This window comes from Vibrio mexicanus (assembly GCF_001012815.1).
GTDB classification, from domain to species: Bacteria; Pseudomonadota; Gammaproteobacteria; order Enterobacterales; family Vibrionaceae; genus Vibrio; species Vibrio mexicanus.
In genome coordinates this window covers 1-6,800 of sequence record NZ_JYJP01000093.1, presented here as the reverse complement: position 1 = coordinate 6,800, position 6,800 = coordinate 1, and the positions used below count along the sequence as shown (strand labels likewise).

At 40.5% G+C, this 6,800-nt stretch carries 7 protein-coding genes and 1 pseudogene; 6 read left to right on the top strand and 2 right to left on the bottom strand.

The window, feature by feature from the left end:
* Positions 1 to 724, top strand: a 724-nt coding sequence (locus tag UA76_RS23870) for a hypothetical protein (RefSeq protein WP_162198951.1), incomplete at its 5' end; no start/stop codon positions are given.
* Between the two features lie 518 nt (positions 725 to 1,242).
* Here UA76_RS23870 and UA76_RS13170 read toward each other — a convergent pair.
* Complete coding sequence (locus tag UA76_RS13170) at positions 1,243 to 1,839, bottom strand: hypothetical protein (RefSeq protein ID WP_157617636.1); 597 nt, start codon at positions 1,837 to 1,839, stop codon at positions 1,243 to 1,245.
* Positions 1,840 to 2,296: 457 nt separating this feature from the next.
* On the opposite strand from UA76_RS13170, the gene UA76_RS13165 reads away from it, so the two are divergent.
* Positions 2,297 to 3,718, top strand: a complete 1,422-nt coding sequence (locus UA76_RS13165; RefSeq protein ID WP_047046903.1) for a hypothetical protein — start codon at positions 2,297 to 2,299, stop codon at positions 3,716 to 3,718.
* Between the two features lie 188 nt (positions 3,719 to 3,906).
* On the top strand, positions 3,907 to 4,176 hold the full coding sequence (locus UA76_RS13160; protein WP_047046900.1) for a hypothetical protein: 270 nt from the start codon (positions 3,907 to 3,909) through the stop codon (positions 4,174 to 4,176).
* Between the two features lie 30 nt (positions 4,177 to 4,206).
* Here the strand turns inward: UA76_RS13160 and UA76_RS13155 are convergent, their stop codons facing one another.
* Positions 4,207 to 4,389, bottom strand: coding sequence for a hypothetical protein (locus UA76_RS13155; RefSeq protein ID WP_047046897.1), 183 nt, complete (start codon positions 4,387 to 4,389; stop codon positions 4,207 to 4,209).
* A gap of 413 nt (positions 4,390 to 4,802) precedes the next feature.
* On the opposite strand from UA76_RS13155, the gene UA76_RS13150 reads away from it, so the two are divergent.
* From UA76_RS13150 to UA76_RS13140, 3 genes and pseudogenes are all read left to right on the top strand, one after another.
* A complete protein-coding gene (locus UA76_RS13150; protein WP_047046894.1) occupies positions 4,803 to 5,696 on the top strand; it encodes a hypothetical protein in 894 nt (297 codons plus the stop codon).
* Positions 5,697 to 5,857: 161 nt separating this feature from the next.
* Positions 5,858 to 6,370, top strand: coding sequence for a hypothetical protein (locus UA76_RS13145; protein ID WP_047046891.1), 513 nt, complete (start codon positions 5,858 to 5,860; stop codon positions 6,368 to 6,370).
* A 110-nt stretch (positions 6,371 to 6,480) separates the two neighbouring features.
* A pseudogene (locus UA76_RS13140) lies at positions 6,481 to 6,800 on the top strand (hypothetical protein); the annotation flags it as partial.

Genomic DNA, 6,800 nt, shown 5'->3' with positions numbered 1-6,800 from the left:
ACACAACGCGGTGGCTCAATCAAAACAAACGACTTTTACCGTCGACATCAATAATCCGGTTGTTGAAAATGTGACCTTATCACCAATCTACGGAGATGAGGGCGACACCATCAGTATCACCGCGGACTTCAGTCGAGCAGTGTTCGAGCCAGAGTCTTCGGATTTGGGCGGCAACGCTATTGTTTGGAGTGGCAGCGATGCGCAAAACCAATGGACAGGCAGCGTGGTAGTCCCTGCTTCAACACAAGGTGAGCTTCACATGCCAATGACCATTGCAGGTTTTAAAGACGAAGTGGGTAATTCTGGCAGTGCGCATACTGATACTCGCCTGGCGCTGACGCCAACTATCCAGATGAACTTGCTTGCAGAAATCCCCGATACTGATTTGAGCAGTGTGGCTATATCAGGCACATCAACGCGTTTCAGTGCTGGTGATGTCATTGAATTGACCTTGACTGATTCAAAAGGCAAGGGAATACCTGCTACCGCAAATGTACTTGCTGATAATAGTTGGGTAACGGAAAGCTTAAATTTATCTGAGCTGTCGGCAGGAAAGGTCACTGTTACAGCAAATGGCAAGAATGAATTTTCCGCGATAGCAATTGAAGTTGTTGAATCGTTCACCATTGTTGAAACTGTTGCCAACAATAATGCTATTCACTATTGGAAGTTATCGAAATCAGAAAATGAGGGTGTAAATAACAAGCAAAATCTTGCTGCCTAATTGCATTTATTTAAAGATTAATTGAAGTAATTGTTGGTGTTTTTTACTAATTACTAGTCAATATTTTTTCATCAAAACTAGTTTGCAAGAAAGTTTAGGTAGTTTGAAACTTTGTGAGTGCAATCGATAACACTAAACACCATTTTAATGGTGATATCAGAGGAATAAGCAGTAAATTTGGCAGGTTGTTATTTGACCGATTGAAGCTATATTACTGAAGGCGTTAACTTTTGTTACGTCTCTGCACTAGGGTGAAACCTAGATTTGGTGGCCATTTACACTTTTTGCTTGCCTAAGCCACAGTTATTGAATGTTACTACCAAGCGATACTACCCTAGTGGAGTATCGCTTTTTTATTCACAATAAAGTAATTTGGCTAGCCGTTGTATTCGAGGAATAAGCCATGCGGTATGACGTTATTAAGTATCTAGTAGGTATGGCGAAAAATTATAAGTAAAAGGTTATTATACAAATAGGGCTCGCAATCGAATACGAGCCTTAACATTCAACATGAGGAACTACATTGAAATAATTAATGATTTATAAAACTCATCTACCATGTCTTTGTGATCTTTGGAGCTTTGTGCTGTAGAAATGATAATTCCAGAGTCGTCTTTCGCATAATAAAGAATGAGCTTTTCAACGATTTTGTTATTTCTCTGTACAACTCGAAATCGTTTGCCGTGTAATTTAGTGCCATCATACAACCTTACGAATGTGGGACTCTCTGTGATTTTATAATTTTCTGCTCGATCGTCTGATAGGGTTATATTTACTAGCCCGTCGAAGAAGTCGCGTGGATCGTTATTTTTAAACTCGAGGATTGTGACGTTTGAGCCCAGTGGGCTAAGCATCCCGGTAATGTACCTGCCACTTGCAGCCATCTCTCTTGCGGGGAGAAAGCGTGCAGGGTGCTTAAATGAGAACGCCTCAGATGTAAAGGTTCTTGTGTCTTCTGAATTCCGTTTAAGCGTAAGTGAAACCGGCATTTCGTCTACTTTAAAATTAACGGTCGAGTCTAAGTTTATTGCGTGTTCTTCTCCATTAATGATGACAATATACTCATTAGAGTGTGCTGAAAAGCTACATGCGATAGTGAGTAAAAGAATAACCATCCTCATTAAAAACTCTCCACTAACTTAATTATTGAAGTTGTTATTGTTACACACTGAATACAGCAATCCTGATGTCTTCCATTTGTGTTCGTGCATGTGCGAAGTATTGGGTACCTTATTAAGTTACTTATTGACATGATGTTTCCTTTCTTTCTTTAATATTGCTCTTGTTGATAACATGCTTTCACTAGCCTTTAAGTATGGTGAGAATTAATGATTTAATGCCATTCATTGCATGTTCTTAAATCTTACAGATAATTATAGAGAGATATCGATATTCTAATTCTCCAATCTAATAGTTTTTTTAGCTAATGTTCATGTCAAAGTCACTATTCTTTCGTTTAGAAAAATAATTTTTTCATTTTTATGTGAGAATTAACATTAATGAATACCAAAAGTGATGTAAAAAGCTAGAGGTTTGAGTGCTTCACTATTATGGAGTTTGAAATAGAGTAGTATGATCGACTTAGAAAAAAAATCGGTAGTTCTATCAGAAAGAGACGCGACGTTAATAGAACGTTGGGCTCTAGAGCCTAACAATGAAGTCGCGGTAAAGCCCGCATTACAACTGTGTAGCATAATACTGCTTACTATATTATTTAGTGTTGAGATGGTGCCAGAGTGGGTACCTTACTTGATTGTCGTGTCTGTTGCAGTACTACTTGCTTTTTTAGTTTCTTGGTACCGAAAATATGATACTCAACCTAGTTCGTTTACTCTGTTAACTATTAAGACCGATGTAGAGGGTGTTGCTACTATTAATGGTGATAGTTTTATAAAAATTAGAGAGCCGCTAGATAGTTCACAATATGGTCATTACAGGCTTCCAAGTACTGCAAGACAAAAGTTCTCAATTGGAGATGAAGTCGAGATTCAGGTTTGTACGGTGAATAAAGTAGTCATGGACTATAGCAGCCATTTCGATGCTGTACCAAGCGTGCCGAAGAGTTACCGCCGAATTCGTTACATAAAAACCATGAGCCTCAGTCTTTTCGTTTGTGCCTTGATTGTGCTGTCATATGTCGGTTTTCATAATGTCTATTTGTACACTCAGATGGCGGTGAACCCGGGGGTTATTAAGGTTAACAATGCCAAAGAACTCTATGAAGCAGTCAAGTATGGGCAACGCATAGCGCTGGAAGATGTTCGCGGGATTTGTATGACAGGAGAGAAGCAAAATCCAGACTCCAACTTATATGACTATTGCCGAGATTTCATCGTTAGCGAAGGGTGGGAAGGGGTCAATTATTACGCGACAGTTGCCCCTTCACTTGAACAATTAATCGCTGTAGATACCGAGCTTGTATTTTATAACGCTTCTACGATGCAATACTTGAGACTAGAGAGCAACGCCAAAGTGCAAGGTGTAAAGATCGCACATAAGTCTAAGATACTTGCTTTCACTTCTAAAAGGCTCACCCTTTGGGCAAATTGGGTCGAAGACCATAATCACTTTCCTACCTATAAAGAAGCAAAAGCAGAAATCATCGAGCTGAGACAAAACTCAATCTTTGCCACTAAATGCGGCTCTGAAGAAGAGTGCTGGGAAGAGATACGTTCAGGCAATAGTTCTGACTCTTCCGTAACTTACGCATTGAAAGAGCATGTCTCGGAGCTCTCGGTAATGAAATCACACGCCGAGGATGTCTATGTAGGTGAACTTATTGCGATCAACCAGCAAGCAGAAAGAGAACTTGCTGTAAGAAGTGGCATAGTGGTGAGCTTTGAGAATAATGAAGACTTCTTGAACATTTGGGACGATTTACATAAGGCAACTAAAGGTGAATTTTATGGCAAGAAATTTACCAAGTTTATAGACAAGACTCTTTATCCCCAACTCTCTGCTGGTGTTAATTTCTCTCCTTACTGGGGGTCGTGACATCGGTAAGAAATAACGATGGAATAACATACATCGCTTTAAGAGGAGACGACTATGAAGTCGATTTTCGTCATAAGATCGGGTTCGTTGTGCTCGCTTTGGTACTCATCCTACTTAGCGGTGTAACCTTGGTTGCCCATTTCAAACTATCCAAACTTTCATATGTAAAGTGGAAATAGGAAGCGACAGTGAAAATAACTCAAGCACTACTATTAGTGACATTGACTGCTTCAAGTACAGCAGCGTTATCTAGCGAAACTGAAAAAAGTAAAGGTTCGTTAACCGAGAGCGAAATATTGATACTCAAAGCAAGTTGTTACGCAAAACTAAAGCTGGCTGAGCAAACCGTTCCTGAAGCCATTATTGTAGGAAAAAGCAAAAATCATACGTCACCAATGAGAAAAGATCTCGAGATTTGTCGTCGGTTAATTTCTCAGGCAGAAAATGGCGAGACTTAGCTCGAATATTGCGTGTTTTTCCTCTTTGAATCAATAGACGAACTCTTCTTGAACGCGCTCAGCAAAGTGAGTGAACACAGCGTGATTGTCAAGAGAAGATGTTTCCATCTTACTATTGATACCGCGCTGGTGAACAGCTGCGAGACGTGTATACGTATATATCGAACAACCGTCTGAGAGAGTTGCTTTTTGGGAGTCGTTAGCGATCGGCACTCTGGTTCTTATCTAGGAAGATATGAAATCAGGCAGACTTTTATAAAAGGTTTGGACTGCAAGGTTATTGGTAGCCGAGCAATGCATACGACCCATGATTCCTACGTCTTACTACAACTAAGCAACTTAGATTATTCTACTAGCCAAACATAATATTTATGCTCAATTCAAAACATACAGTATCTAGCGAACGTTTTGGTAATCCTGTCAGTGTGATGCTGTATTTCATGTTGGTTACTCTATTAGCTATCATTTGGTGGATCTTTGAGTCGAACACGTTCTACCAATGGTCTGTGGTAGGTTTAACCGCTTTTTACACCTATTCCTTTCATAATTTTCCTTCACGGTTAATACAGGCAATTGAAGATTCTGGAGCCAATTTGCAAATCCATCAACGGCATGGATTATCGTCGATGGATAAAGTTCTATTTACCATCATTGCTTATAATGGCTGGAACCTTTGGGAAATATCACCCTTGCATGGCGCTTTATGCGTTCTATTACTGTCTACTGTAATCTTCCGCCATTTCGTATCAAATACCATTAATCTAGATAAAAGCCAGTCATACGGTTTTTTTCTTGAAAAAGGTTCTAATCCTCTTGGCTGCTATGAATATACGGTGCTTGAGCATGATGAGGCGCAGTGGAAACGGCTAGGCATTATGTATTTTTCACCGTCTCCAGAAGAGTATAGGGAAGTGCTAATCAAACATGGGATTGCGCTTCTAGACGGCGAATATATTCGAAGAGGAAGTATTTTCTCGAACCTTGTTTCCACGGTGTTTTTCATCATTGTTGGTTATTGTGCATTGCGCTACATCCCACAGGTTGTCGGTGATATGTTCCCTGAGGGACATGACCGAGTGCGAGGGATTAAAATTAATCGCTCAGAGCTTTCTCACAATTTCTATGTCTGGACGGGGATCCTTTTTATGGCACTTCCCCTGACGTTTGTCGCACTGAATGAGGCAGTTAAAACTCTAACTCTAGTTTCTTATGGCGGACGACGTTTCATTCTGTTTTTACCCGATAAAGTCATTTTGACCAATGGCAGCGGTCAAAAAGGCGTAAATCAATCTCTTAGCATTAAAAACATGCAATGTATTGAATGGCCACACAAAGAAAACGAGGATTCAGTATGGGGGAATGTAATCTTAGATCAAACACTAAAACTCATTGATGTAAATGGGGAGTTAGTCGTGCTCTACGATTGGGACTTCGGCTACAGAGAAGTGTTAAATCACCTAGTGAGATTGGGTGTTCCAGTGCGGCTCCATTACATGACTCATACAGACCAAGCGATATAAATAAGCGTGATACTGCAGCCTGTGAGTCTCATATGTACTTACTCGCTTTTTAAAGCAGATGTTGTTCACTTGAACTCACTGCGTTAGCTCGCTGCGGCAAAATGGAGTGCAGTTCTGATAGCTAGAAATATTCTAAACTTTTGTGCAATTTGAGGTGGTTAATGAGTGAGTGGTTATTACTGACAGCGGTCTGCATTGTCGGTTTTTTGGTTTACTGTTATCGAGAGCAGGAGAAAAATTGGGATATTGTGAAACAAGCTCTAGATGTTGATACAAGAGACCTAGCATCAGATAAGGAGCTTGAGAGTCTAAGAGAAGTTTATGACGTAGTGCCGGAAGAAGATGTGTATGGAACCACAATTACTGGCGAACTTAGCGTTGCTCCAATTCGAGAAGACGATGGAGAGAATCCGTTTCTTATCCATACTATCGGGAGAATCCCAGTAGTCTTACATCATGACGATGTTGTTAAATACTTGGTAACTCGAAGCGGCGTAGGTGATCCAAATGGGCCAATTGTCGCCAAAGTGGTTTATTATGATGGGCTCTTCTACGTTATGACAATTGATGATTATTGGGTCGACAACCTAAAAATAAGTGTAGAAGAATTTTTAGAGGGGCTACATGAAGAGGATGATGAACTTGATGTGATAGAACACTCGAAGCTGTTATAGCATGCTCAACGTTTTTTCCTATCGTAATAATGAAGTCAAATTAGACTAGATAGCCCCTAGGGAGCCAGAGTACTTAATGGCAGTGCAAGCTGTTCGGCAACGCGTTTAGTTTGCATTTCGACTCTGCAGAGGGGGCGGCAACGGCACTACCAACCAACGTTTCTCAAGGTGTTAATCTTGCTTTGGTTAACGATCAACTCGAGTGCAATATCGCCGCGCTTAAGATAGCCAGTGGTTCAGTGCCTACGGTGATCTATTTTCATGAGCCCGATGTCGATCAAGAGGACGATTTTTTTGAGATTAGAAATGTAGATGAAGAATGGTCTAGCCGTGCTTATCTGTCTTCAGCTCATAAAGATCAAGATGGGTATTACACATTGCATTTTGCATTCCCTCCGTCAGAGGTGGAGCACGTCGATCTGCTGCGGGG